Here is a 24,660-nt window from a genome sequence, read left to right as displayed (position 1 = left end):
GTTTACCTCTCTATCATTACCGTTCTCTGGCTGCGCACCGCCTCGTCCGCCGCCAGCACGACACGCAGGCTGTTCAACGCATCCAGCCAGTGCCGGCCGAGATCCAGCCCTTCACGTATCGCCTGCAGAAAATAGCGTTGCTCACTCAGGCACAGCGCCAGATGATCCGGTTCATCCCGGCAGTCTATCCAGCGGTCCGGCCGGATAAACTGGTTGGCGTCGTCCAGCGCGGCGTGATGGATGCGCAGCGACTCGGTGCGGGTGTGGGCATCGACGTTATCCGATTCTCCCGCCGCCGCCTGTCGCGCCACGATGGAGACCGCGCCCAGCGGGCCGATGACGTCTTTCACAAAAAAAGCGGTTTCGCTGATCATCGGCCCCCAGCCGGCCTCGTACCAACCGACCGAACCGTCGGCGAAGCGCACCTGCAGCTGGCCGTAGTTGTACATCTCCGGCGGCAGCGCATCGCTCAGCCGCGCGCCGATGGCGCTGACGCTGAGCGGCTCCGACTCGGTCATCTGGCACATGACGTCGAGGTAATGCACGCCGCAGTCGACGATCGGCGACAGCGACTGCATCAGGTTGCGATGCACGTCCCACATCGCGCCATGGCTCTGCTGATTGAGGTTCATGCGCATCACCAGCGGCTTGCCCAGGCCGCGCGCCAACGCGACAAACTGCCGCCACGACGGGTGATGCCGCAGAATATATCCGACCACCACCTGCCGGCCGGCGGCGCGCGCGGCGGCGATCACCCGCTCCGCCCCGGCCACGGTGGTGGCGAGCGGCTTTTCAATAAACAGGTGACAACCGGCGGCCAGCGCCGCCAGCGCATAGGGCTCGTGGGTGTCAGGCCAGGTGGTCAGACAGACCGCATCCGGGCGCGTAACCGCCAGCGCCTGCGCGAAGTCGCTGAACTCCGGGTAGCCGCCGCCCAGCCGGGCATTGAGCCGGCGCCGGGAATCGCCGCGCGCCACCAGCCCGCAAATCTCGACGCCTGTCATACCGTGATAGGCTTCGGCGTGCGAAGCCCCCATATTGCCGCAGCCCACCACCAGCACGCGTAAATCAGCCATCTCGCTTCTCCTCCTGCGGGATTTCCCGGTAGTTGAAGGTAAAGAAGAACAGCGCGGCGATAACCAGCGCGCCGATGGCCGGATACCACCAGAAGCTCTGCCACTGCGGCAACGCCGCCGCCCCTTCCGCCGTTACCAGGCGGTTGAACAACGCGCCGCTGATCTGCGAGCCGATCAGCATGCCCAGTCCGTAGGTGAACAGCACCAGCAGGCTCTGCGCCTGTCCCTTGACCTTATCGCCGGCCACCTTGTCGGTGTAGATAAAACCGATCACGAAGAAAAAGTCGTAGCACATGCCGTGCAGGATGATGCCGAGGTAGATCATCCAGCGCAGCTCCTCGGTGATGCCCAGCGCGAACATCACGTAGCGCAGGAACCAGGACAGCATGCCGACCAGCAGCATCGCCTTGATGCCCAGCCGGGCGAACAGGAAGGGGATCAGCAGCATAAAGAACAGCTCGGACATCTGCCCCAGTGACATCACGCCGCCGACGTTGCTGAAGCCGGTGGCCGCTACGAAGGGCGCGGCATAGGCGTAATAGGCCGCCAGCGGGATGGAAATCAGCGTGGCGCAGATAATAAACACCAGAAAATGCCGCTGTTTCAGCATGGCGAACGCATCGGCGCACAGCAGGTCGCGCATTTTTACCGGCTTGCCGCGCTCCGGCGCCGGGGTATGCGGCAGGGTAAAGCTGTAAATGGCCAACGCCAGCGAGGCCACCGCCGCAAGCGTGAAAATGCCGGTGCTGTCGGACAGCCCGCTGGCGCCGACGATCAGGCCGGCGACAATCCAGCCGAAGGTGCCGAACGCCCGCACCACCGGGAAGGCTTTTTCGCTGTCGCTCAGGCTGTAAAACGCCACGTTGTTGCTCAGGGCGATGGTCGGCATATAGCACAGCATGTAGCCGAAGATTACCCACAGCAGGCCGCTCTGCCCGCTGCTGAAGAAACCCGGCATCAGCCACAGCAGCCCGGCGCCAATCAGATGCAGAACGCCCAGCACCTTTTGCGAGGCAAAGAAGCGGTCCACTACCATCCCCAACACGAACGGCGACAGAATCGAGGCGATCGGGCCGGTGGAATAGGCGTCGCCGATGATTGCCGCCAGCCCGTACTTGCCCATCACCACGCCGAGCGTGACGTACCAGGCGCCCCAGACAAAGAACTGCAGGAACATCATCAGCGCCAACCGCGGCACTACCCATTTGAATACGACGCTTTTGGCCCCCAGGGCCGCGCTGTCAGTTTGCATAATTCCCCCATCGGTATTGTTGTCATGTTGTCTAACCGCTTTCCGGCAGGAAGGACGGCATAACCACACCGCCGGGTTGCTGCGCATGGCCTTTCACCTGCGCCACATGCAATTCGCAAATCCGCCCGCCCCATTGCAACAGCACCTGGCTGAGGGCAGAGCGCCGGGCCGGCACCAGCACCACCGGCGTCTCGCCGCGGTGATGCCGGTCCAGCATCCAGCCGATCAGCTCCAGCGCGATCTCTTCGCTGTGGCCGCACCCCGGCCCCAGCATGCGCGAAGCCGGATGCGCCACCGAGGCCAGATAACCGCCGATACCGCCGTCCAGCTCCCACACCGCAGTGCGCCATAATCCGCTGGCGTCATTGAGGAAGTAGCCGATGTCTCGCCGCCGTTCGATGCCCAGCAGCTCTCGTTCCAATTGCAGGATGCCGGCCAGATCGTCCGGCCGGGCGGCGCGCACCCGGCCGCGCGTCAACCGGAGGGGAGGAAATCCCGCGGCCGGCACCGGGATCGCCATATCCTGATACAGTGCATAAGGGGTGAAACCGGCGCGGTGATACAGCGCATAGGAGTCAAGGTTCAGCGCGCTGGACAGCAGCCGTATCGGCAAATCGCCCGCCAGCTCGTCGGCCTTGATCATCAGCCGGGCAGCGATGCCGCGGCCGAAGTAATCGGGATGCACATTCATGATGCCCAACCCGAGGTGCGTATCCCGCGGGTGGAAGAAGCAGGAGCCGCACAGCACCCCCTGTTCATCGCGCACTATCCAGTGCCGGCCGGGATCCAACTGGCGATACAGGTCGACGAACAGCCCGCAGCTGTCCGGCCCGGCGGGGAAAATGGCCCCCATGCCGTGACGCCGATACCAGGCGTTGGTCGATAGGTGGATCAGCCGCGCAATCTCCTGACCATCACCCTGTTCCGCTAATGAAAGTTGCATCCGCCACCTCTTCTGCGTTTAGAAACCGGCGAAATACGACGAAATTGTAAAATGTAATCGATTTCATTTTCACCATGAGCAAAATGTAATCGATTTCTTTTTTTCGGCAACCTGATTAATGTAGAGAGTGGCATTGATAAGATGAATTTGTAACCGCCATCACAATCCTGCGGCCGGGCGCGGACAGGCGCCCGCACTTCGGCATATTGTGCGGGCCAAATGGGCAGAAGGAACAGCAAACCATGTCGATAGAAAAGGTGGCGAAACTCGCCGGCGTCTCCGCCGCAACCGTCTCGCGGGTGTTGAATGGCCAGCAGATCGTCAAACCGGCCACCCGCGACCGGGTGCTGGCGGCGATCCGCGCATGCGACTATCAGCCCAACCTGCTGGCGCGCCAGCTGCGCACCTCACGCAGCCGCATGCTGCTGGTGCTGGTTTCCAGCATCACCAACCCCTTTTGTTCGCTGGTGGTGCGCGGTATCGAAGAAGAAGCCGAACGCCATGGCTACCACATTCTGCTGTGCAACTCCGAATCCAACCCGACGCGCGAATCCGCCTACCTCAGCCTGCTGAGCGGCAAAGTGGTGGACGGCGTGATCACCATGGACGCCGTCAGCTGCCTGCCCGGCCTGACCGCCATGATTGGCGACTTCCCCTGGGTGCAGTGCGGCGAAGGCGATCCCAATTTCCGCGCGTCGTCGGTCACCATCGACAACCACCAGGCGGCGCTGGCCGGGGTGCGCTATCTGGCGGCGCAGGGCCGGCAACGCATTGCGCTGATCAACAGCGATATGCGTTACCTCTATTCACAGCAGCGGGAACAGGGTTACCGGCAGGCGCTGGCCGAACTGGGGCTGGACTATTGCCGGGTGGAGTACGTCGAGGGGCTGGAGTATGCCGCCGGGGCGCTGGCGATGAGCCGGCTGCTGGACGAGCAACCGCGCCCGGATGCGGTGTTCGCCATCTCCGACGTGATCGCCGGCGGCGCGATGAGCGCCCTGCATCAGCAGGGGGTGGCGATCCCGGCAGAGGTGGCGGTAATGGGCTTCGACGGCGTGCCGTTCGGCGCCGTCACCACTCCGCCGCTGACCACCGTCGAACAGCCGATGCATCAGTTTGGCGTGCGCAGCGTGCAGTTGCTGCTGGATAAAATCAAAAATCCGCAGCAGCCGCCAAGCAATGAAGTGTTGGGCTGGCGGCTGGTAGAACGCGGTTCCGCCTGATTACAGGCTGATTTCACCGCACAAGAAGACATGGGCGTAGCCGCCGAGCAGCGTGCGATCGCCCTTCTGTTCGCAGAACAGCTCACCGCCGCGCGCCGAAATCTGCCGCGCGTGCAGCCGGTGGCGGCCAAGACGCGCCGTCCAATAGGGCATCAGCGTGCAGTGCGCGGAACCGGTTACCGGATCTTCGCCGCCGTCCAGGGTGAAATAGCGCGAGACGAAGTCTACTTCCTCGCCCGGCGCGCTGACTATCACCGCGCGGCCGGCCAAAGCGATCAAGGCCGGGATCGCCGGGCGCAACGCCCGCAGCTGCGCCTCATTCTCCAGCAGCACCAGCAGCGCGTTGGCCTGCCAGACTTCCTGCGGCCTGGCGCCCAGCAGCGCCGCCAGCCCGGCGGGCTCCGCGACCTTCTGCGGCGGCCGCGACGGGAAATCAAGCACCAGGCGCTCGCCATCTTGCGCGTCGCGCTTAACGTACAGTTCGCCGCCGGCCGCGCGGAAACGTATATCCTGCAGCGCCGGATTGACCCGGCTGAACATCACCTGTGCGGCCGCCAGCGTGCCGTGCCCGCACAGGTCGACTTCGCGCTCGGGGGTGAACCAGCGGATCGCCGTCATGTCGCCGTCATCCCAGACAAAACTGGTTTCCGGCAGGCCGATTTCGTTGGCGATCGCCTGCATCCGCTCCGCCGGCAGCGGCTGCGGCAACAGGCAGACGCCGGCCGGGTTGCCGCGCAGGCCTTCACCGGTAAAGGCGACGACGTGGAAATAGTTTTCCGTCATAACATGTCCTCAGTGCCAGATCAGCAACACGCAGGCCGCGGTCAGCAAGCCCATGGAAACGTTAAAAATCACCCAGGCCTTTTTACTGCGCAGCAGGCGGCCGATCATCGTGCCTAACCCCAGCCAGACAATACCGGCGATAATATTTACCACGAAAATGCCCAGCGCGATGGCCCAAATGGATTGATTGTACTTATCCCCCGCCAGGCTGAAGCTCGCCACCGCCCCCAGCGCCATCAGCCAGGCCTTGGGGTTGAGGAACTGCAACAGCCAACCCTGGTACAAACGCACCGGTTTGGGCGGCGCCACGTCGGTATCCAGCTTTTCATAGGCGGCGGTGGCGACCTTCCACGCCAGCCACAGCAAGTACAGGCTGCCGAGAATTTTCAGGATCAGGTGCAGCGACGGGTAAACCAGGATCAGGCTGCCGACGCCAAACGCCACCAGCAGCAAGATGCTTTGCATGCCGAGCATGATGCCAATCATCAGCCACAGCGATCGCATAAAGCCGAAGTTGGCGCCGGAGGTGGTCAGTAACATATTATTGGGGCCGGGAGTGATGGCGGCCACCCACAGGAAGCCTAACATCGGGAGAAATAAACTCAGTTCCATGAAGCGGGTGCTCCTCACCCAGGGCGCATTTTTGCAGTATTATTGTTAATTCATGGTATTGAAGCTAACAGTGCGCTATTGATCTCACAATAGCCGCCAACAAGATTTTTACTCAGGTTATGCATGAATCTTTTCGCCCCCTGACCGGGGCCAGTAATCCGCACCTGCAAACGCTGTTGCCGCGTCTGGTACGCCGCCGCGTGTTGTTAAAACCGCACTGGCAGCGGCTGGAATTGCCCGACGGCGATTTTGTCGATCTCGCCTGGAGCGAAGACCCCGCGCAGGCCGCCGACAAACCGCGCGTGGTGCTGTTCCACGGCCTGGAAGGCAACTTCTACAGCCCCTACGCTCACGGCCTGCTCAACGCCTGGCGCGAAAAAGGCTGGCTCGGCGTGGTGATGCATTTTCGCGGCTGCAGCGGCGTGCCCAACCGCAAGCAACGCATCTACCACTCCGGTGAAACCGAAGACGCCCGCTTCTTCCTGCAGTGGCTGCGCGCCACTTACGGTACGGCGCCGACCGCGGCGGTGGGCGTTTCGCTCGGCGGCAACATGCTGGCCTGTTACCTGGCCCAGCAGGGCGCCGACAGCCTGCTGCAGGCGGCGGTGGTGGTTTCGGCGCCGCTGATGCTGGAGCCCTGCTCGTTGCGTATGGATCAGGGATTTTCCCGCGTTTATCAATACTACCTGCTGGGGCAGCTAAAACAGAACGCCACCCGCAAACTGCTGCACTACCCGGACACCCTGCCGCTCAAGCTGCCGCAGCTCAACCGCCTGCGGCGCATCCGCGAGTTCGACGACGCCATCACCTCGCGCATCCATGGCTTCAGCGACGCCACCGATTATTACCGGCGCTGCAGCGCGCTGCCGCTGCTGCCGGCGATCCAAACGCCGCTGCTGATCATCCATGCGAAGGACGATCCCTTCATGACCGATGAAGTGATCCCCGAAGTCGCCAGCCTGCCGCGTAACATCCAATATCAGCTGACCGAGTTCGGCGGCCACGTCGGCTTCGTCGGCGGCACGCTGAAAAAACCGCAAATGTGGCTGGAATACCGCATTCCATCCTGGCTATCCCCTTATCTGGACACCGAGACGTGATTATCCCCTGGAAAGAGCTTGAAACCGACACCCTCAACGGCCTGATCGAATCCTTTGTGCTGCGCGAAGGCACCGACTACGGCGAACATGAGCGCTCGCTGGCGCAGAAGGTGGATGACGTGCGCCGCCAGCTGCAAACCGGCGAGGTGGTGCTGGTATGGTCGGAGCTGCATGAGACCGTCAATATCATGCCGCGCGGACAGATCCGCGCCGGGCAGGAAGAAATTTAGTGGTTACCGGTTCTATTACTGACGGAAAAAATCAGGTAACAATGGCTTATTGCAAACCCGCACGCGAAATTTTGCCCCCGGCGAAAAGGTGTCACACAGATTTGCATAGCCAAAATAATTCGGGTTGCATCGAGGCGGCAACTGAGCGAGTTCCCAGGCGCTTACTCCAGTAACTGACTGGGGTGAACGAAGGCAGCCAACAAAGATGCGGCTTGAAGCATGACGGGTATAACCCTTCTCTGACGCCGGCGCATTTAACACGGAGTGAAAACCACCATGTCTGCCAAACATCCCGTTATCGCGGTAACCGGCTCCAGCGGCGCCGGCACCACCACCACCAGCGTGGCGTTCCGCAAAATATTCCAGCAGCTCAACATCCGCGCAGCGGAGCTGGAAGGCGACAGCTTCCACCGCTACACCCGGCCGGAAATGGACGCGGCGATCCGCAAGGCGCGCGATCTGGGCAGGCATATCAGCTATTTCGGCCCCGAGGCCAACGACTTCGGCCTGCTGCAGCAAAGCTTTATCGATTACGGCCAGAACGGCACCGGCCGCTCGCGCAAATATCTGCACACCTATGACGAGGCGGTGCCCTACAATCAGGTGCCCGGCACCTTCACGCCCTGGGAGCCGCTGCCGGCGCCGACCGACGTGCTGTTCTACGAGGGCCTGCACGGCGGGGTAGTCACCGAACACAACGACGTGGCCAAACACGTCGACCTGCTGGTCGGCGTGGTGCCCATCGTCAACCTGGAGTGGATCCAAAAGCTGATCCGCGATACCGGCGAACGCGGCCATTCGCGCGAGGCGGTGATGGACTCGGTGGTGCGCTCGATGGAGGACTACATCAACTACATCACGCCGCAGTTCTCACGCACGCATATCAACTTCCAGCGCGTGCCGACGGTCGATACCTCCAACCCGTTCGCCGCCAAGGCCATTCCTTCGCTGGATGAAAGCTTCGTGGTGATCCACTTCCGCGGGCTGGATCAGATTGACTTCCCCTACCTGCTGGCGATGCTGCAGGGCTCTTTCATCTCGCATATCAATACGCTGGTGGTGCCGGGCGGCAAAATGGGGCTGGCGATGGAGCTGATTATGGCGCCGCTGGTGCAACGGCTGCTGGAAGGCAAGAAGATCGAATAGCCGGACATGAGCGCGGCCTGGGGGGGCCGCGCCCTTTCAGCACTCAGGCCGGCTGGCGAATTTCGAAGCTGTGGGTCACGCTGGCGGCCTTGTTCAGCATCAGCGCTACCGAGCAGTACTTCTCGGCGGAGAGGTTAACCGCTCGCTCAACGATCTTGTCGGTCAGATCCTGGCCGGTAACGATGAAATGCAGGTTGATATGGGTGAACAGGCGCGGCGCTTCTTCGCGGCGTTCGGAGGTGAGTTTGACCTCGCAATCGCGCACGTCGTTGCGGCCTTTTTGCAGGATCGACACTACGTCGATAGCGCTGCAGCTGCCCACCGACATCAGCACCATTTCCATCGGGCTCGGCGCCTTATCGCCGGCGTTGCCATCCATCAGCACCTGATGGCCGGAAGCCGATTCACCCAGAAACGTTAACCCTTCCACCCATTTAACTCTTGCCTGCATTCTGCTCACTCCGGTTGATTTCTTAAAATCAGAGTACGCTTTCGCATAGAAACAGGCAACGGAACCTGATGCTAATCATGCTGAAGCGAGACAACACAAGACACCCGCCTTACTCTGTGCTACAAACAGAGCCGCAATAAATCTTTCCGGGACATTGATTTCAGGGAAACGCCCAGGGAAAGGCTCCTTTACCGGTATGTTAACAGAATGTAGCTTGCAGCTCTCCCGGCAAGTTAATATGCTAGAGCGACAGCGTATATTTATGACACGCCTCAAAACCTGCCGATAGCCCTCGCTCAAACAGCGGCTACAGGCACGTTTTACAGGGAACTCTGACCCCTGTGACACAAGGCAGCGATAACAACAGAGGATAACAGCGAATGGTTCTCGGCAAACCGCAAACAGACCCTACTCTCGAATGGTTCCTGTCTCATTGCCATATCCACAAATATCCATCGAAGAGTACGCTGATTCACCAAGGTGAAAAGGCCGAAACGCTTTACTACATCGTGAAAGGCTCCGTCGCGGTGCTGATCAAGGATGAAGAAGGTAAAGAGATGATCCTGTCCTACCTGAACCAGGGGGACTTCATCGGCGAGCTCGGATTGTTTGAAGAAGGCCAGGAGCGCAGCGCCTGGGTTCGGGCGAAAACCGCCTGCGAAGTGGCTGAAATTTCCTATAAGAAATTCCGTCAGCTGATCCAGGTCAACCCGGACATCCTGATGCGCCTGTCCGCCCAGATGGCGAACCGCCTGCAGGTCACCTCCGAGAAAGTGGGCAACCTCGCCTTCCTGGACGTTACCGGCCGCATTGCGCAAACCCTGCTGAACCTGGCGAAACAGCCTGATGCCATGACCCACCCGGACGGCATGCAGATCAAGATCACCCGCCAGGAAATCGGCCAGATCGTCGGCTGCTCGCGTGAAACCGTTGGCCGTATTCTAAAAATGCTGGAAGATCAAAACCTGATTTCCGCCCACGGCAAAACCATTGTCGTCTACGGCACCCGCTAATCACTAAAAAAACGGCGCAGCAATGCGCCGTTTTTTTATCCTCTGCCTGCCATGTGGCGCCGCCTGATCTACCACCCGGAAGTCAATTACGCACTGCGGCAAACGCTGGTGTTGTGCCTGCCGGTACTGTTTGGTCTGGCGATCGGCCAGCTGCAGCTTGGCCTGCTGTTTTCACTGGTTCCCGCCTGCTGCAACATCGCCGGGCTGGACACGCCTCACAAACGCTTTTTTAAACGGCTGATCGTCGGCGGCTCGCTGTTCGCCTTCAGCAGCCTGCTGCTGCAACAGGCGCTGCTGTGGCAGGTGCCGCTGCCGGCGCTGATGCTCGGCCTGGCGCTGTTGCTCGGCGTCAGTGGCGAAATCAGCCCGCTGCACGCCCGGCTGCTGCCTGCGGCGCTGATCGCCGCTATCTTCTCCCTCAGCATGGCCGGCACCCTGCCTATCTGGCAGGCGCCGTTGCTGTACGCCGTCGGCACCGCCTGGTACGGCCTGTTCACCTGGTTCTGGTTCACACTGTGGAAGGAACAGCCGATGCGCGAATCGCTGAATCAGCTGTACCTGGAATTGGCGGACTACTTTGAGGCCAAGTATTCGCTGCTAACCCAGCACACCGACCCGCAGACCGCGCTGCCGCCGCTGCTGGCGCGCCAACAGAAAGTGATGGATCTGATCGGCCTGCTGTATCAGCAACTCAACTTCCTGCCGCACGCCGACAACCTTGAGCAGAAGCGCCTGCAGCGCGCCTTTCAGGTGGCGCTCGACCTGCAGGAACATATCACCGTCAGCCTGCATCAGCCGGAAGAAGTGCAAAAGCTGGTGGAGCAAAGCCAGGCCGAAGCGATTATCCGCCGCAACGCGCAGGTGATTGCCGGGCGGCTGCGCGTGGTGGCGCGCGACATCCTCTATCACCAGCATTCGCAACGCTTCAATATGGCGCACGAGCTGGCGGCGCTGGAGAAGGTGGCGGCGCAGCATGCCGACAATCCGGTCGGCCAATTCTGCTATTACCACTTCAGCCGCATCGCCCGCCTGCTGCGCACCCAGCATCCGCTGTACCGCCGCGATCTGATGGCCAGCCAGGCCCGCCTGCCTTTCTGGCCGGCGCTGACCAGTTACCTGTCGTTCAAATCCAACGCCCTGCGCAACGCCGCGCGGCTGGGGGTGATGCTGGCGCTCGGCAGCAGCCTGGGCACGATCTTCAACCTGCCCAAGCCTTACTGGATCCTGTTGACCATCATGCTGGTGAGTCAGAACGGCTATAACGCCACCCGGGTGCGCATTCAGCACCGTGCGCTCGGCACCCTGGCCGGGCTGGTGGTCGCCGCCGCTCTGCTGCAGCTGCAGCTGCCGGAGGCGGAAACCCTGGGCATCATGCTGGTGATCACCCTGCTGGCGTACCTGGTTTCGCGTAAAAACTACGGGCTGGCGGTGATCGGCTTCACCATCACTGCGGTGTACACCCTGCAGCTGCTGGCGCTAAACGGCACCCATTTCCTGGTGCCGCGCCTGGTCGATACGCTGATTGGCTGCGTGCTGGTGTTTGGCGGCACCATTTGGCTGTGGCCACAGTGGCAAAGCGGCCTGCTGCGCAAGAACGCCCATCAGGCGCTGGAGAACGATCAACACGCGCTGCGGCTGATGCTGGAAGAACAGGAACCGGACCCCGCCGGGTTGGCCTATGCGCGCATGCAGGTGAATCAGGCGCATAACGCGCTGTATACCTCGCTCAATCAGGCGATGCAGGAGCCGGGCTTCGCCTCGGACTATCTGGCGGATATGCGGCTGTGGGTGACGCACAGCCAGTTTATCGTCGAACATCTTAACGCCATGACCATTTTGGCGCGCGAACACTATATGCTGACGCCGAAGCTGGCGGAGACGTATTTGCAAACCTGCGAGATCGCGCTGCAAAGCTGCCAGCAGCGGCTGGAGTATGACGGGCCGAGCGGCAACAGCGGCATCATGCAGCCGCCGGATCTGCACCCGGATATGCCGATCACCGAGATGGAGCGCCACCTGCGGCGCATCCTTTCGCACCTGAGCGTAATGCATACCATTTCGTCGCTGGCCTGGAGCCAACGCCCGCATCACGGCATCTGGCTGAAGCGCAAACTGCGCGATCGATAAGGGCGCAGCCTGCTACGCCCCGGCGTCGCATCAGCCGCCTATTACGTCTTGCACCGCCTGCTCAAACAGCGCCATGCCGGCGTCGATATCCTGCCGCTCCACCACCAGCGACGGCGCAAAGCGGATCACGTTCGGCCCGGCGTTGAGGATCATCAACCCGCGCGCAGCGGCTGCGGTAAGGAAATCCCGCGCCCGGCCGTGATACTGCGGCGTCAACTCTGCGCCGATCAGCAACCCCATACCGCGAATGGCGGTGAAAATTCGGTATTTGTCGCCTATCGCCCGTAAGGCGTCGACATACAGACCATGGCGTTGCTCGATGCCGCTCAGCACCTCCGGGGTGTTGATCACGTCCAGCGCCGCCTCCGCCACCGCGCAGGCCAGCGGGTTGCCGCCGTAGGTGGTGCCGTGGGTTCCCACCTGCATCACCGAGGCGATGTCTTCGGTGGTCAACATGGCGCTGATCGGGAAACCGCCGCCCAGCGCTTTGGCGGTGGTGAGAATATCCGGCGTTACGCCATAGTGCATGTAGGCGAACAGCTTGCCGCTGCGGCCCATGCCGCTCTGCACCTCGTCAAACACCAGCAGCGCCTGGTGCCGATCGCACAGCTCGCGCACCCCTTGCAGGAATTCGGCATTCACCGGCGTGATACCGCCTTCGCCCTGAATCGGCTCCATCACCACCGCGCAGGTATGGTCGTCCATCACCGCCTTCACCGCCGCCAGATCGTTGAACGGCACATGCACGATATCGGCCGGTTTCGGCCCAAAGCCGTCGGAATACTTGGCCTGCCCACCCACCGAGACGGTGAACAGCGTGCGGCCATGGAAAGCGTTATAGAAAGCGATGATTTTGGTCTTATACGGGCTGTGGCGGGTGATGGCGTAGTGGCGCGCCAGCTTGAAGGCCGCTTCGTTGGCTTCCGCACCGGAGTTGGCGAAGAAGACCCGGTCGGCGAAGGTGGCGGCGATCAATTTGCTCGCCAGGCGCAGCGCCGGTTCGTTGGTGAAAACGTTGCTGGTATGCCACAGGGTTTCGCCCTGCCGTTTCAGCGCCTCCACCAGCGCCGGGTGGCAGTGCCCGAGCGCCGTCACCGCGATGCCGCCGGAAAAATCGATGTACTCTTTGCCCTGCTGGTCCCACACCCGGCTGCCCTTGCCACGTACCGGCACAAACTGGGCAGGTGCATAAACAGGCAGGATAACCTGATCAAAAGTGCTGCGGCTTACTGCGGATTTTTCGGTCATTATCGGGTCCACCCTGAAGGTCTTTCAGCGTTATCTTGATGATTGAGTGAAAATATAATCACAAAATATGCATAAAAAACCAATAAAGGGCAAACGCAAATCGCCTGCAGGGCGAAAAAAAAGCTAATGGATTAACTTTTAAGGAAATTATCCAGCAGCTGATGGCCCTGCTCGCTGAGGATGCTCTCTGGATGGAATTGCACTCCCTCCAGCGCCAGCCGGCGATGGCGGATGCCCATGATCTCATCGCGCTTGCCGTCGCGTTCGCTCCAGGCGGTCACCTCGAAGCAGTCCGGCAGCGTATCGGCCTTCAGCACCAGCGAATGGTAGCGGGTGACGGTCAGCGGATTGTTCAGCCCGCGAAACACTCCGCGATCGAGATGGCGGATCGCCGAGGTCTTGCCGTGCATCACCTCGCGGGCGCGCACCACCTCGGCGCCAAACGCCTGGCCCAGCGCCTGATGGCCGAGACAAACCCCCAGAATAGGTAATTTGCCGGCGAAATGCCGGATGGCGTCCAGCGAGATGCCGGCTTCGTTCGGGGTGCAGGGACCGGGGGAGATCACTAAGCGCTGCGGCGCCAGCCGTTCGATATCGGCCAGCTGCAGCTCATCGTTGCGCTTTACCAACACCTCGGCGCCCAATTCGCAGAAGTATTGGTAAAGGTTATAGGTAAAGGAGTCGTAGTTATCGATCAACAGCAGCATGTTAGGTCCAGCAGAAAAAAGCGCTGCGACAGTTTACTGGTTTAGCCTGCTGCTGCCGACGATAATTTCCGCTTACTTTTTCCGGCCACCCATAATGGAACCCAGCACGCCGCGCAGGATCTGGCGGCCTAGATCGCGCGCCATGCTCTTGGCGGCGGTCTGGACGATGCCGTCGCGCTTGCCGCCGCGCGGGCCGGTAGAGCCGAACAGGATTTCGTTCAGGCCGCCCATCAGGCCGCCGCCCGCCTGCTGCTGCGCCTGCGGTTGCTGAGCCGGCTGGCCCGGCTGCGGCGCGCCGACGGTGGCGAAGCCTTCCGACGACAGCTTCTCGTAGGCCGATTCGCGGTCGACCATATCCTCATAGCGGCCATACAGCGGCGACCTGTTGATCGCGCTGTTCAGGCCGTCGGCGCCCAGCATGCCCATCTTGGACTCCGGCGCGATCACCATCGCCCGCTCCACCACGTTCGGCCGGCCCTTTTCATCCAGGAAGGAGACCAGCGCCTCGCCAACCCCCAACTCGGTGATCGCCGTTTCGGCGTCGAAAGCCGGGTTGGCGCGCATGGTCTGCGCCGCCGCCTTCACCGCCTTCTGGTCACGCGGGGTAAAGGCGCGCAGCGCGTGCTGCACGCGGTTGCCCAGCTGGCCCAGCACGCTGTCCGGGATATCCAGCGGGTTCTGGGTGACAAAGTAGATGCCCACGCCCTTGGAGCGGATCAGGCGCACCACCTGCTCGATTTTGGTCAGCAGCGCCGGCGGCGCGTCGTTGAACAGCAGGTGGGCCTCATCGAAGAAGAACACCAGCTTCGGCTGCTCCGGATCGCCCACTTCCGGCAGATGTTCGAACAGTTCGGCCAGCAGCCACAGCAGGAACACCGAATACAGCTTCGGTTGGTTAATCAGCTTGTCCGCCGCCAGCAGGTTGATGATGCCGTGGCCGTTGGCGTCGGTTTTCATCAGATCGTTGATGTCCAGCATCGGCTCGCCGAAGAACTGGTTGGCGCCCTGCTCTTCCAGCGTCAGCAGCCCGCGCTGGATAGCGCCGACCGAGGCCGAAGAGATGTTGCCGTACTGGGTCTGGAACTGTTTGGCGTTGTCGCCGACGTACTGCACCATGGCGCGCAGATCTTTCATGTCCAGCAGCAGCAGCGCGTTGTCGTCGGCGATTTTGAACACCAGCTGCAGCACGCCGCTTTGCACTTCGTTCAGATCCAGCAGGCGGCCCAGCAGCAGCGGGCCGAGGTCCGACACGGTGGCGCGGATCGGGTGGCCCTTCTCACCGTAGATATCCCACGGGATGATGGTGCAGGCCTGCGGCTGCCAGTCGGTAACGCCGATCGCCGCCAGCCGCGCCTGCAGCTTCTCGGAAGGCACGCCCTCGGCGCCGATGCCGGACAGGTCGCCCTTCACGTCCGACAAAAACACCGGCACGCCGATGCGCGAGAATTGTTCGGCCATTTTCTGCAGCGTCACTGTCTTACCGGTACCGGTCGCCCCGGTGATCAGGCCATGGCGGTTCGCCAATGCCGGCAGGATCGCCAGATCCTGCACCGGTTTCCCGTCCTTCATCGCTTTAGCGATAATCCGTGCTTCACTCATTTTCTTTTCCTTTGACGCTGACGCGGCGCGAAAAGCGCCTGTTGATGCAATAAAGCTATAAGCGCGGCGTAACCCCGTCAAGGACAAACAAAAAGGGCGCCATCAGGACGCCCGTTAAGCCAATATTTTCAGAATCGCCCTAAGATCACGCTCACCCGCGCAGCCCCAGCTCTTCCTTCAGCGCCTTCAGATAGCGCCGGCTGACCGGCACCGGCTCGCCGGCCGGCATGATCATCTCCGCCGCGCCGCCTTCTTCGAAGCGGATCTCGCGCACCTGTTCCAGATTGACCAGGTACTGCCGATGGCAACGCACCAGCGGCGTGCGGCTTTCCAGCGTACGCAGCGTCAGCTCGGTAAAGCACTCCATGCCGTCGTTACGCACCACGAACACCCCGCTCAGCCGCGAGCGGATCGCCACCACTTCGTCGAAACGCAGCAGATAGATGCGGCTGTGGCCGGTGCAGGGGATGTATTTCAAATAGCCGGCGCTCTCTTCCAGCGTCGCGACATCCTGCGGCGCGCTGCGCTGCCGCAGGCGTTGCAGCGTCTTGCTCAGCCGTTTGGGCTCCGCCGGCTTCAGCAGATAATCGAACGCGTGCTCTTCGAACGCCTGCACCGCGTATTCGTCATAGGCGGTCAGGAACACGATATGCGGCATGCGGTTGGGATCCAGCATGCCGACCATTTCCAGCCCGCTGACGCGCGGCATCTGAATATCGAGAAATACCACGTCCGGCTGCAGGCGATGGATCTGGCTGATGGCCTCTATGGCATTGGCGCACTCGCCGATAATGTTGACCCCAGCCTCGGCCTCCAGCAGGTGGCGCAGGTTGTCGCGCGCGGAGGGTTCATCGTCGACGATAAGTACGTTTAACATCAGGCGGCCCTCGCCATGGGAACATTGAGCGTAATGCGGGTAAAGCTATCGGGCTGGCAATCTACCTGCACGCCATAACCCTCGCCATAACGCACGCGAATGCGTTTATCCACCAGGTTCATGCCCAGCCCGCTGCGGTCAGGCTCCGGCCGGAACAGCCCGGCGTTGTCGGTCACCTGCAGCAGCAGACGGTCCCCTTCGCGCCGCGCGCCGATGTCGATCCGCCCCACGCCCAGCAGGTGGGAGGTGCCGTGCTTGATGGCGTTCTCAACGATCGGCTGGAGCGAAAACGCCGGCAGGCGCACCCGCAACAGCTCTTCCGGCAGCGATACCGCAATCTCCAGCCGATCGGCGAAGCGGGCTTTCTCAATTTGCAGGTAGGCGTTCACATGCTCGATCTCATCCGCCAGGCTGACCTCATCGTCCGAGCGTTTCAGGTTCTTGCGGAAAAAGGTGGACAGGTACTGCACCAGTTCGCAGGCACGCTCGCCGTCGCGGCGGATCACCGCCACCAGCGTATTCAGCGCGTTGAACAGGAAGTGCGGGTTGACCTGCGCATGCAACAGCTTGATTTCCGACTGCGCCAGCAGCTGTTTGTGGCGTTCATACTGCCCGGCCATGATCTGCGCCGACAGCAGGCTGGCGATGCCCTCACCCAGCGTGCGGTTGATGGTGCTGAACAGCTGGCTCTTGGGTTCATACAGTTTGATGGTACCGATCACCCGTTGGTTTTCGCCGCGCAGCGGGATCACCAGCGTCGAGCCCAGCTTGCAGCCCGGATTGATCGAACAGCAGTAGGAAAGCTGATTGCCGTCGGCGTACACCACTTCGTTGTTGTCGATGGCGCGGTGCGAGTGCACCGAGGCGATCGGCGTGCCCGGCAGGTGGTGATCGTCGCCAATGCCGATAAACGCCAGCAGCTTGTCGCGGTCGGTGATCGCCACCGCGCCGATGCCCAGCTCCTGATAAATCACCCGGGCGACCTTCATGCTGTTTTCCTGATCGAAGCCCTGGCGCAAAATGCCCTCGGTGCCCTCGGCTATCTTCAACGCCTTGGAGGAGAAGGCGCTGGTGTATTTCTCGAACATCGCGCGCCGGTCCAGCAGGATCTGCATAAACATGGCGGCGCCGACGGTGTTGGCGATCATCATCGGCAGCGCGATGTGCTCCACCAGGCGCAGCGCCTCGCCATAAGGGCGCGCCACCGCCAGGATAATCGCCATCTGCAGCACCTCCGCCACCAGCGCCACTCCGGCGACGAACAGCGGGTTGAACAGCAGTTCGATGCGGCCGCGGCGCATGGCGATGCTGTGCACGATGCCGCCGACCAAGCCTTCCGACACCGTCGAAATCGCACAGGCGACGTCGGTCATGCCCCCCAGGGTGTAACGGTGCAAGCCGCCGGTCAGCCCCACCAGGAAGCCCACCGACGGCCCGCCCAGCAGGCCGCCGAGCACCGCGCCTATGGCGCGGGTGTTGGCGATGGAATCCTGAATGTGCAGCCCGAAATAGGTGCCCATGATGCAGAACACCGAGAAAATCACGTAGCACAGCAGCTTGTGCGGCAGGCGGATAGTCACCTGCATCAGCGGAATGAACAGCGGGGTTTTGCTCAACAGATAAGCAATAACGAGATACACGCACATCTGCTGCAACAGCAGCAGCACCTGGTTAAATTCATACATGGCAGCAACTCATCCAGAGAAAAGACGCCGGATTTCCGGTCTGGTTATAGTCTGCTGATTAGAACATGCGAAGGGGGGAAAAACAGTGATGCAGGCAAGGCTTCAGAAGGAACAACCGGCCGACCCCGACGGGATCGGCCGCATAACTTACGGCAGCACTTTGGCTGACAGAATCACCACCGGTTTGGTCGGTACGTTCTGATACGGGCCGACGTTGCCGGTCGGCACCTGGGAAATCTTGTCCACGACGTCCATGCCCTTCACCACCTTGCCGAACACCGCATAGCCGAAGTCGCGCTGGCCGTGATCCAGGAAGGCGTTGTCCGCCACGTTCAGGAAGAACTGGCTGGTGGCGCTGTCTTTGTCGGCGGTGCGCGCCATAGAAATGGTGCCGCGCAGGTTGCGCAGGCCGTTATCGGCTTCGTTCTTGATTGGCGCGTTGGTGGATTTTTGCTGCATATCCGCAGTAAACCCGCCGCCCTGAACCATAAAGCCCGGGATCACGCGGTGGAAAACGGTGTTGTTGTAGTAGCCGTTGTTCACGTAGTCGACGAAGTTCTTGGTGGAAACCGGAGCCTTCTGACTGTCGAGCGCCAATTCGATATTCCCTGCCGAGGTGGTCAGCATGACATGGGTTTCGCCGGCGGCTAATGCAGCGGGCGCCATTGCTGTCAGGGAACACAGCGCAACGAAGGTCACTAAAGTACGTTTGAACATTAACGGGTCCTTTCTCTGAGAGACAAACAACGGAAAAGCGCTTTGATTCTAAAGAGCTGTATCGGCAAGTACCAGCCATTTACCTATATTTACGCAATTGTGGGACATATCTTAGCCGGCCCCGATTTTTACTGCCGAAAGTATGATCGCCACCGCCCCTTTTGCCAACTGCGTCACGCATTTTTTGCTCTTTTCCCGCCTTCGTTGCGTTTTGCGACACAACTCCCGGTTTGCTTCGTCATTCGGGTTACTCTACATTAATGAGAGCGCTCTCATTTTGTCGGAGCGCCATAATGCCGATATCCGCCGGCGCCATCGCCGCACAATGACGGGAGAAAAAGCGTGAGTGAATTGATGACTGAAATCAGCGCCGATTTTGAAAGCACCATCATGGAACTGCTGGTGTTCTCCGGCAGCGCGCGCAGCAGCGCGTTGATGGCGCTGCAGCAGGCGCGCGCCGGGGATTTCCCCGCCGCCGCCCAACACATGGCCGAGTCCAAAACCTGGGTGAAAAAGGCTCACCTGATCCAGACCGAGCTGATCGGCATGGATGAAGGCTGCGGCAAGCTGGCGATCAATCTGATCACCGTACACGCGCAGGACCACCTGATGAACGCCATGGTGATTCAGGATCTGGCGGGCGACATGATCGAACTGTATCGCCGCCAGGCACAGATGGAGGCCCGCCCATGAGCTCATTGAAAATCGCCGTGATCGGCGGCGGCAGCAGCTACACCCCCGAACTGGTCGACGGACTGATCGAACGTATCGAAGAGCTGCCGGTCACCGAACTGGCACTGGTGGACGTCGAGCCGGGGCGCAGCAAGGTGGAGATCATCGCAGCCCTGACCCGCCGCATGCTGGCGCGCCACGGCCTGGAGCAGGTAAAGGTCAGCGTGCACTTTGCTCTGGACGAAGCCATCCGCGGCGCCAGCTTCGTGCTGACGCAGTTCCGCGTTGGCCAGTTGCCGGCGCGCGCCGCCGACGAGCGGCTGGGCCTGAAGTATCATCTGATCGGCCAGGAAACCACCGGCGTCGGCGGCTTCGCCAAGGCGCTGCGCACCATTCCGGTGATGCTGGACATCGCCCGCCGGGTGGAAAAGCTGGCGCCGGACGCCTGGATCATCAACTTCACCAACCCGGCCGGCATCGTGACCGAAGCGGTATCGCGCTACACCCAGGCCAAGATCATCGGCCTGTGCAATGTACCGATCAGCATGCACCACATGATCGCCAACATGCTGAAAACGCCTTATGAGGAGGTGCAGCTGCAGTTCGCCGGCCTGAACCACATGGTGTGGGTGCACCGGGTGACGCAAAACGGCCGCGACGTGACCGGCAAGGTGATCGACATGCTGTGCGACGGCGCGGCCCTGACCATGAACAATATCAAGGAAGAGCCGTGGCAACCGGACTTCCTGCGCGCGGTCGGCGCCATCCCTTGCCCGTATCACCGCTATTTCTACCAGACGAAAGAGATGCTGGCCGAAGAAGTGGCCGCCGCCGCCGAGCGCGGCACCCGCGCCGAGCAGGTGATGAAGGTGGAGAAGGAGCTGTTCGAGCTGTATGCCGATCCGCATCTGGACAGCAAGCCGGAACAGCTCAGCTTCCGCGGCGGTTCATATTATTCGCAAGTGGCGCTGGAGCTGATTCGCGCCATCCATAATAATCTTGGTACGCAATTAGTGGTCAATACCGCAAACCGCGGCGCGATCCGTGGCTTGCCGGACGATGCTGTGATAGAAATCAACTGTATCGTCGACGCTCAGGGCGCGCATCCGCTGACCTTCGGCACATTGCCGGATTCGATGCATGCCTTGACCCAGCAGGTGAAAGCCTACGAGCGCCTGACCATCGAGGCGGCGGTGCACGGCGATCGCCGCAGCGGCCTGCTGGCGTTGATCACCAACCCGCTGGTCGCCAACGCCAACGTGGCGCAACCGCTGTTGGAAGAGGTGCTGGCGGTGAATCAGCCTTACCTGCCGCAGTTTAACTGACCGTCGCTCGGCGCGGAGTTTCAGGCAACATGCAGGGGTTCGGTTCGCCGAGCCCGTTTTGTCGTAAACAGGAGTCGGATGATGGTGACACTGGAAGATGTCGCGGCACTGGCGGGCGTATCCCGCGCCACCGTGTCTCGCGTGGTGAACGGCGACAGCAACGTCAAGGCGCCGACTCGCGAGAAGGTTGAACGCGCGGTCGCCCAGCTCGGTTATACCCCCAACCCCGCAGCACGCGCGCTGGCCTCCAGCCACAGCAACACGCTGGGCCTGGTCACCACCTCTTACCGCGGTGGCTTCTTCGGCGCCTTAATGGATTTTGTGCAGACCGAAGCCGAGTCCCACGGCAAACAGCTGCTGGTCACACAGGGGCGCAGCAGCGCCGAAAACGAATGGCAGGCGATTCAGCGCCTGTTCAACCTGCGCTGCGACGGGGTGATCCTGCACGTGCGCTTTCTCAGCGACGGCCAATTGCGCCAGCTGGCAGCCGAGCAGCGCCACTTTGTGCTGCTCGATCGCCTGGTGCCGGGCCTGGAGGAGCGTTGCGTCACTTTCGATCATCCGCGCGCCAGCCGCATGGCGACACAGCGGCTGATCGATGCCGGCCATCGGCGCATCGCCTGCATTAGCGGCCCGCGCGAACGCCCTTCCAGCCTGCTGCGGCTGCAGGGTTTCGAACAGGCGATGCAGGCGGCGCACATCAAGCCGCTGGCCTGCCTGGAAGGCGTTTACGATCTGGAAAGCGGCTACCGCTGCACCGACCAGCTGCTGCAACAGGAAACCGCCCCGACCGCCATTTACTGCTGTAACGAAGAAATGGCCATCGGCGCGCTGCTGGCGATCAACGAACACCGGCTGCGGGTGCCGCAGGATATTTCGCTGATCTGTTACGACAGCGGTGAGCGCGCGCCCTTTGTTCGCCCGGCGTTGACCAGCGTGCACTTCCCCATCAGCGAGATGGCACAGCATGCGACGCGGCTGTTGATCGACCCAACCACGCCGGCGCTTGATTTCACGCCGCAGATTATCAGCCGCGATTCGATCGTGACGGTGCGCAAATAGATCACAAAAATATTTCATCACCTTTCATTGATTGCATCAAAAAACCGACTGCCATCACAAAAACTCCCGTGGTCTGTGCTAGGATCCGCCTCCTGGTGGCCTGATCGGGACTTTTTTCTGCTTTTGCCAGGAAAAGCCAGCGGCCTTATGCCAGTTTTAAAACCTCTAACAGACATAATCAGGCCTATACAATGAATGACAGTAACCGCATACGGCTTACCTGGATCAGCTTCTTTTCGTACGCGCTGACCGGTGCTTTAGTGATCGTCACAGGGATGGTGATGGGAAACATTGCAGAATACTTTAACCTGCCGGTTTCCAGCATGAGTAATACCTTTACCTTCCTCAACGCCGGCATTTTGATTTCGATCTTCCTCAATGCCTGGCTGATGGAAATCATCCCGCTGAAGCGCCAGCTGATCTTCGGCTTCGTGCTGATGGTATTGGCGGTGGCTGGGCTGATGCTCGGCAAAAGCCTGACCATGTTCTCGCTGTGCATGTTTATCCTCGGCGTGGTCAGCGGTATCACCATGTCGATCGGTACCTTCCTGATCACCCATATGTATGCCGGCCGCCAGCGCGGTTCGCGCCTGCTGTTCACCGACTCCTTCTTCAGCATGGCCGGCATGATCTTCCCGATCGTCGCCGCTATGCTGCTGGCGCGCCACATCGGCTGGTACTGGGTTTACGCCTGCATCGGCCTGCTGTATGTCGGCATTTTCGTGCTGACCCTGTGCTCCGAGTTCCCGGTGCTGGGTAAAAAAGGCGCCGACGCCGGCCAGCCCGTCGCCAAAGAGAAATGGGGCATCGGCGTACTGTTCCTGGCTATCGCCGCGCTGTGCTACATCCTCGGCCAGTTGGGCTTCATTCAGTGGGTGCCGGAATACGCCACCAAGTCGTTCGGCATGGATATCGGCCAGGCCGGCAAGCTGGTGAGCGACTTCTGGACCTCGTACATGGTCGGCATGTGGGTGTTCAGCTTTATCCTGCGCTTCTTCGACCTGCAGCGTATCGTCACCGTGCTGGCCGCGCTGGCCACCGGCGCGATGTACCTGTTCGTCAGCACCGATAACCCGGAGCACCTGAGCTACTACATCATGGCCCTGGGCTTCGTCTCGAGCGCTATCTACACCACGCTGATCACCCTGGGCTCGCTGCAGACCAAGGTGTCTTCACCGAAGCTGGTCAACTTCATCCTGACCTGCGGCACCATCGGCACCATGCTGACCTTCGTGGTCACCGGCCCGATCGTGGCGAAGGGCGGCGCGCACGCCGCGCTGACCACCGCCAACGGCCTGTACCTGGCGGTGTTCGTGATGTGCTTGCTGCTGGGCTTCGTGACCAAGCACCGCAGCCACGGCCACGTCACGCATTGATCGGCCAACTGTAATGCAACAAGGGCGCCCCTGAGGCGCCCTTTTTTATGCTGCGGCGGTCAGCGCCGGAAATCCACCTTCTCATCCTGCTGCAGATACAGCGTGGTTTCTGCCGGTTGAGTTTCGGCGATGATCGCCCCCTGCCGGACCGAATAGCGCACCGGCGTTTGCCGCCGCACCGCATCAAAACCGCTTTCCGCCGGCAGGATCACCAGGTTGGCGCTGTTGCCCGCCGCCAGGCCGTAATCACTCAGATGCAGGGTGCGCGCGCTGTGGCTGGTGATCAGCTTCAGCCCGTCGTCGATTTGGCCATAGCCCATCAGCTGGCAGACGTGCAGCCCCATATGCAACACCTGCAGCATGTTGGCGGTACCGAGCGGGTACCAGGGATCGAACACGTCGTCGTGGCCGAAGCAGACGTTGATCTCCGCCTCCAGCATCTCCTTCACCCGCGTGATGCCGCGCCGCTTCGGATAGCTGTCGAAACGCCCCTGCAGGTGAATGTTCACCAGCGGGTTGGCGACAAAGTTGATGCCGGACATCTTCAGCAGGCGGAACAGCCGCGAGGCATAAGCGCCGTTGTAGGAGTGCATCGCCGTGGTGTGGCTGGCGGTCACTTTCGCCCCCATCTCCAGCTTCAGCGCCAGCGCCGCCACCGTCTCGACAAAGCGCGACTGCTCATCGTCAATTTCGTCGCAGTGCACGTCCACCAACCGATCGTATTTCTGCGCCAGCGCAAACGCCTTATGCAGCGACTCTACGCCGTATTCACGGGTAAACTCGAAGTGCGGAATGGCGCCCACCACGTCGGCGCCCAGCCGCAGCGCCTCCTCCAGCAGGGCTTCGCCATTGGGATAAGACAGGATGCCCTCCTGCGGGAAGGCGACAATTTGCAGCGCCACCCAGGGCGCCACCTCCTGCTTCACCTCCAGCATGGCGCGCAGCGCGGTCAGGGTGGGATCGGAAACGTCAACATGGGTGCGCACATACTGCACGCCGTTGGCGATCTGCCATTTCAGCGTCTGCCAGGCGCGCTGCTTGACGTCTTCGTGGGTCAGCAACGCCTTGCGCTCGGCCCAGCGTTCAATGCCCTCAAACAGCGTGCCGGACTGGTTCCAGGCCGGCTGACCGGCGGTCTGGGTGGTGTCCAGGTGGATATGCGGCTCGACAAACGCCGGCAGCGCCAACCCACCCTGCGCATCCAGCGCGTCGCTGCGCCATTCCAGCCCTTCCGGCTGCGGAACGATATGGGCGATGCGCCCCTGCTCGATGGCTAACTGCCACAGCCCTTCATGCCCGCTCAAACGCAGGTTGTCGATAAACTTCAATGGATTCTTGGCCACCCTTCACCTCTGCTGTTGTGGCTGGTTTGCTTCATCATACTGCCAGCGGATAAGGCGGACAAAACCGCCCTGCGGTTATTCCCCGCCAGATAC

The 24,660-nt window shown here is 61.3% G+C and carries 23 protein-coding genes; 10 read left to right on the top strand and 13 right to left on the bottom strand.

Features of this window, described 5'->3' with window-relative positions; all coding sequences use genetic code 11:
• Positions 1–2: 2 nt before the first annotated feature.
• From KHA73_RS00880 to KHA73_RS00870, 3 genes are read right to left on the bottom strand one after another with little or no spacing between them, the layout of a single operon-like run.
• The gene (locus KHA73_RS00880; RefSeq protein WP_234587509.1) at positions 3–1,076 is read right to left on the bottom strand and encodes a Gfo/Idh/MocA family protein; all 1,074 of its coding nucleotides are present in this window, start codon (positions 1,074–1,076) and stop codon (positions 3–5) included.
• The gene (locus tag KHA73_RS00875; RefSeq protein ID WP_234587508.1) at positions 1,069–2,328 is read right to left on the bottom strand and encodes an MFS transporter; all 1,260 of its coding nucleotides are present in this window, start codon (positions 2,326–2,328) and stop codon (positions 1,069–1,071) included. Before KHA73_RS00875 ends, KHA73_RS00880 begins: the two co-directional genes overlap by 8 nt.
• A gap of 31 nt (positions 2,329–2,359) precedes the next feature.
• Positions 2,360–3,271: a GNAT family N-acetyltransferase gene (locus KHA73_RS00870; RefSeq protein ID WP_234587507.1), complete on the bottom strand. Its 912-nt coding sequence runs from the start codon at positions 3,269–3,271 to the stop codon at positions 2,360–2,362.
• A 242-nt stretch (positions 3,272–3,513) separates the two neighbouring features.
• Between KHA73_RS00870 and KHA73_RS00865 the strand changes: the two genes are divergently transcribed.
• Positions 3,514–4,494 (top strand): LacI family DNA-binding transcriptional regulator, encoded by a 981-nt coding sequence (locus KHA73_RS00865; protein ID WP_234587505.1) that lies wholly within the window; start codon positions 3,514–3,516, stop codon positions 4,492–4,494.
• Here the strand turns inward: KHA73_RS00865 and KHA73_RS00860 are convergent, their stop codons facing one another.
• Together KHA73_RS00860 and KHA73_RS00855 are read right to left on the bottom strand one after the other, a co-directional pair.
• Entirely contained in the window at positions 4,495–5,277 is a 783-nt protein-coding gene (locus KHA73_RS00860; protein ID WP_234587504.1) for a PhzF family phenazine biosynthesis protein, read from the bottom strand. It lies immediately after the preceding gene.
• Positions 5,278–5,286: 9 nt separating this feature from the next.
• Complete coding sequence (locus KHA73_RS00855) at positions 5,287–5,889, bottom strand: LysE family translocator (protein ID WP_234587503.1); 603 nt, start codon at positions 5,887–5,889, stop codon at positions 5,287–5,289.
• A 119-nt stretch (positions 5,890–6,008) separates the two neighbouring features.
• Between KHA73_RS00855 and KHA73_RS00850 the strand changes: the two genes are divergently transcribed.
• The 3 genes from KHA73_RS00850 to KHA73_RS00840 all read left to right on the top strand — a co-directional run bounded on the left by KHA73_RS00850 (position 6,009) and on the right by KHA73_RS00840 (position 8,365).
• Positions 6,009–6,989, top strand: coding sequence for a hydrolase (locus KHA73_RS00850; protein ID WP_234587502.1), 981 nt, complete (start codon positions 6,009–6,011; stop codon positions 6,987–6,989).
• The gene (locus tag KHA73_RS00845; RefSeq protein ID WP_234587500.1) at positions 6,986–7,219 is read left to right on the top strand and encodes a YheU family protein; all 234 of its coding nucleotides are present in this window, start codon (positions 6,986–6,988) and stop codon (positions 7,217–7,219) included. The genes KHA73_RS00850 and KHA73_RS00845 overlap by 4 nt, the downstream gene beginning before the upstream one ends.
• Positions 7,220–7,495: 276 nt before the next feature.
• Positions 7,496–8,365, top strand: a complete 870-nt coding sequence (locus KHA73_RS00840) for a phosphoribulokinase (protein ID WP_234587498.1) — start codon at positions 7,496–7,498, stop codon at positions 8,363–8,365.
• A gap of 43 nt (positions 8,366–8,408) precedes the next feature.
• On the opposite strand, the gene KHA73_RS00835 is transcribed toward KHA73_RS00840, so the two are convergent.
• The gene (locus tag KHA73_RS00835; RefSeq protein ID WP_234587496.1) at positions 8,409–8,816 is read right to left on the bottom strand and encodes an OsmC family protein; all 408 of its coding nucleotides are present in this window, start codon (positions 8,814–8,816) and stop codon (positions 8,409–8,411) included.
• Positions 8,817–9,196: 380 nt separating this feature from the next.
• Between KHA73_RS00835 and crp the strand changes: the two genes are divergently transcribed.
• Together crp and KHA73_RS00825 are read left to right on the top strand one after the other, a co-directional pair.
• Positions 9,197–9,829 (top strand): cAMP-activated global transcriptional regulator CRP, encoded by a 633-nt coding sequence (crp, locus tag KHA73_RS00830; RefSeq protein WP_005969523.1) that lies wholly within the window; start codon positions 9,197–9,199, stop codon positions 9,827–9,829.
• Between the two features lie 51 nt (positions 9,830–9,880).
• Positions 9,881–11,956, top strand: a complete 2,076-nt coding sequence (locus KHA73_RS00825) for a YccS/YhfK family putative transporter (RefSeq protein ID WP_234587495.1) — start codon at positions 9,881–9,883, stop codon at positions 11,954–11,956.
• A 30-nt stretch (positions 11,957–11,986) separates the two neighbouring features.
• Here KHA73_RS00825 and argD read toward each other — a convergent pair whose 3' ends face one another.
• The 6 genes from argD to ppiA form a co-directional block, all read right to left on the bottom strand.
• The gene (argD, locus tag KHA73_RS00820) at positions 11,987–13,204 is read right to left on the bottom strand and encodes a bifunctional acetylornithine/succinyldiaminopimelate transaminase (RefSeq protein ID WP_234587493.1); all 1,218 of its coding nucleotides are present in this window, start codon (positions 13,202–13,204) and stop codon (positions 11,987–11,989) included.
• A gap of 131 nt (positions 13,205–13,335) precedes the next feature.
• Positions 13,336–13,911, bottom strand: coding sequence for an aminodeoxychorismate synthase component II (locus KHA73_RS00815; protein WP_234587492.1), 576 nt, complete (start codon positions 13,909–13,911; stop codon positions 13,336–13,338).
• A 72-nt stretch (positions 13,912–13,983) separates the two neighbouring features.
• Complete coding sequence (locus KHA73_RS00810) at positions 13,984–15,510, bottom strand: helicase HerA-like domain-containing protein (RefSeq protein WP_234587491.1); 1,527 nt, start codon at positions 15,508–15,510, stop codon at positions 13,984–13,986.
• 151 nt (positions 15,511–15,661) lie between these two features.
• A complete protein-coding gene (gene btsR, locus KHA73_RS00805) occupies positions 15,662–16,387 on the bottom strand; it encodes a two-component system response regulator BtsR (protein WP_234587490.1) in 726 nt (241 codons plus the stop codon).
• A complete protein-coding gene (locus tag KHA73_RS00800; protein WP_234587488.1) occupies positions 16,387–18,072 on the bottom strand; it encodes a sensor histidine kinase in 1,686 nt (561 codons plus the stop codon). The genes btsR and KHA73_RS00800 overlap by 1 nt, the downstream gene beginning before the upstream one ends.
• A 147-nt stretch (positions 18,073–18,219) precedes the next feature.
• Complete coding sequence (gene ppiA / locus KHA73_RS00795; RefSeq protein WP_234587487.1) at positions 18,220–18,789, bottom strand: peptidylprolyl isomerase A; 570 nt, start codon at positions 18,787–18,789, stop codon at positions 18,220–18,222.
• Positions 18,790–19,143: 354 nt separating this feature from the next.
• On the opposite strand from ppiA, the gene KHA73_RS00790 reads away from it, so the two are divergent.
• From KHA73_RS00790 to tsgA, 4 genes are all read left to right on the top strand, one after another.
• Complete coding sequence (locus KHA73_RS00790; RefSeq protein ID WP_234591161.1) at positions 19,144–19,482, top strand: PTS lactose/cellobiose transporter subunit IIA; 339 nt, start codon at positions 19,144–19,146, stop codon at positions 19,480–19,482.
• A complete protein-coding gene (locus tag KHA73_RS00785) occupies positions 19,479–20,786 on the top strand; it encodes a 6-phospho-beta-glucosidase (protein ID WP_234587485.1) in 1,308 nt (435 codons plus the stop codon). The genes KHA73_RS00790 and KHA73_RS00785 overlap by 4 nt, the downstream gene beginning before the upstream one ends.
• Before the next feature lie 81 nt (positions 20,787–20,867).
• Positions 20,868–21,848 (top strand): LacI family DNA-binding transcriptional regulator, encoded by a 981-nt coding sequence (locus tag KHA73_RS00780; RefSeq protein ID WP_234591159.1) that lies wholly within the window; start codon positions 20,868–20,870, stop codon positions 21,846–21,848.
• 191 nt (positions 21,849–22,039) lie between these two features.
• Positions 22,040–23,224, top strand: coding sequence for an MFS transporter TsgA (gene tsgA, locus KHA73_RS00775; RefSeq protein WP_234587483.1), 1,185 nt, complete (start codon positions 22,040–22,042; stop codon positions 23,222–23,224).
• A gap of 59 nt (positions 23,225–23,283) precedes the next feature.
• Here the strand turns inward: tsgA and KHA73_RS00770 are convergent, their stop codons facing one another.
• Positions 23,284–24,552, bottom strand: coding sequence for a cytosine deaminase (locus KHA73_RS00770; protein ID WP_380739897.1), 1,269 nt, complete (start codon positions 24,550–24,552; stop codon positions 23,284–23,286).
• Positions 24,553–24,660 lie beyond the last annotated feature (108 nt).

The sequence above is a fragment of the Serratia entomophila genome (genome assembly GCF_021462285.1).
Classification (GTDB): domain Bacteria; phylum Pseudomonadota; class Gammaproteobacteria; order Enterobacterales; family Enterobacteriaceae; genus Serratia; species Serratia entomophila.
Note: the sequence above shows the minus strand (reverse complement) of the source record. Positions and strands in the feature narration are given on the sequence as shown.

What these genes read in the sequence shown, in the direction of transcription:
- KHA73_RS00875 (WP_234587508.1), bottom strand. Translation starts at nt 2,328, where the DNA reads ATGCAAACTGACAGCGCGGCCCTGGGGGCCAAAAGCGTCGTATTCAAA.
- KHA73_RS00810 (WP_234587491.1), bottom strand. Translation starts at nt 15,510, where the DNA reads ATGAGTGAAGCACGGATTATCGCTAAAGCGATGAAGGACGGGAAACCG.
- KHA73_RS00865 (WP_234587505.1), top strand. Translation starts at nt 3,514, where the DNA reads ATGTCGATAGAAAAGGTGGCGAAACTCGCCGGCGTCTCCGCCGCAACC.
- KHA73_RS00870 (WP_234587507.1), bottom strand. Translation starts at nt 3,271, where the DNA reads ATGCAACTTTCATTAGCGGAACAGGGTGATGGTCAGGAGATTGCGCGG.
- tsgA (WP_234587483.1), top strand. Translation starts at nt 22,040, where the DNA reads ATGAATGACAGTAACCGCATACGGCTTACCTGGATCAGCTTCTTTTCG.
- KHA73_RS00855 (WP_234587503.1), bottom strand. Translation starts at nt 5,889, where the DNA reads ATGGAACTGAGTTTATTTCTCCCGATGTTAGGCTTCCTGTGGGTGGCC.
- KHA73_RS00780 (WP_234591159.1), top strand. Translation starts at nt 20,868, where the DNA reads ATGGTGACACTGGAAGATGTCGCGGCACTGGCGGGCGTATCCCGCGCC.
- KHA73_RS00785 (WP_234587485.1), top strand. Translation starts at nt 19,479, where the DNA reads ATGAGCTCATTGAAAATCGCCGTGATCGGCGGCGGCAGCAGCTACACC.
- KHA73_RS00850 (WP_234587502.1), top strand. Translation starts at nt 6,009, where the DNA reads ATGCATGAATCTTTTCGCCCCCTGACCGGGGCCAGTAATCCGCACCTG.
- crp (WP_005969523.1), top strand. Translation starts at nt 9,197, where the DNA reads ATGGTTCTCGGCAAACCGCAAACAGACCCTACTCTCGAATGGTTCCTG.
- KHA73_RS00815 (WP_234587492.1), bottom strand. Translation starts at nt 13,911, where the DNA reads ATGCTGCTGTTGATCGATAACTACGACTCCTTTACCTATAACCTTTAC.
- KHA73_RS00825 (WP_234587495.1), top strand. Translation starts at nt 9,881, where the DNA reads ATGTGGCGCCGCCTGATCTACCACCCGGAAGTCAATTACGCACTGCGG.
- btsR (WP_234587490.1), bottom strand. Translation starts at nt 16,387, where the DNA reads ATGTTAAACGTACTTATCGTCGACGATGAACCCTCCGCGCGCGACAAC.
- KHA73_RS00860 (WP_234587504.1), bottom strand. Translation starts at nt 5,277, where the DNA reads ATGACGGAAAACTATTTCCACGTCGTCGCCTTTACCGGTGAAGGCCTG.
- ppiA (WP_234587487.1), bottom strand. Translation starts at nt 18,789, where the DNA reads ATGTTCAAACGTACTTTAGTGACCTTCGTTGCGCTGTGTTCCCTGACA.
- KHA73_RS00790 (WP_234591161.1), top strand. Translation starts at nt 19,144, where the DNA reads ATGACTGAAATCAGCGCCGATTTTGAAAGCACCATCATGGAACTGCTG.
- KHA73_RS00800 (WP_234587488.1), bottom strand. Translation starts at nt 18,072, where the DNA reads ATGTATGAATTTAACCAGGTGCTGCTGCTGTTGCAGCAGATGTGCGTG.
- KHA73_RS00840 (WP_234587498.1), top strand. Translation starts at nt 7,496, where the DNA reads ATGTCTGCCAAACATCCCGTTATCGCGGTAACCGGCTCCAGCGGCGCC.
- KHA73_RS00835 (WP_234587496.1), bottom strand. Translation starts at nt 8,816, where the DNA reads ATGCAGGCAAGAGTTAAATGGGTGGAAGGGTTAACGTTTCTGGGTGAA.
- argD (WP_234587493.1), bottom strand. Translation starts at nt 13,204, where the DNA reads ATGACCGAAAAATCCGCAGTAAGCCGCAGCACTTTTGATCAGGTTATC.
- KHA73_RS00880 (WP_234587509.1), bottom strand. Translation starts at nt 1,076, where the DNA reads ATGGCTGATTTACGCGTGCTGGTGGTGGGCTGCGGCAATATGGGGGCT.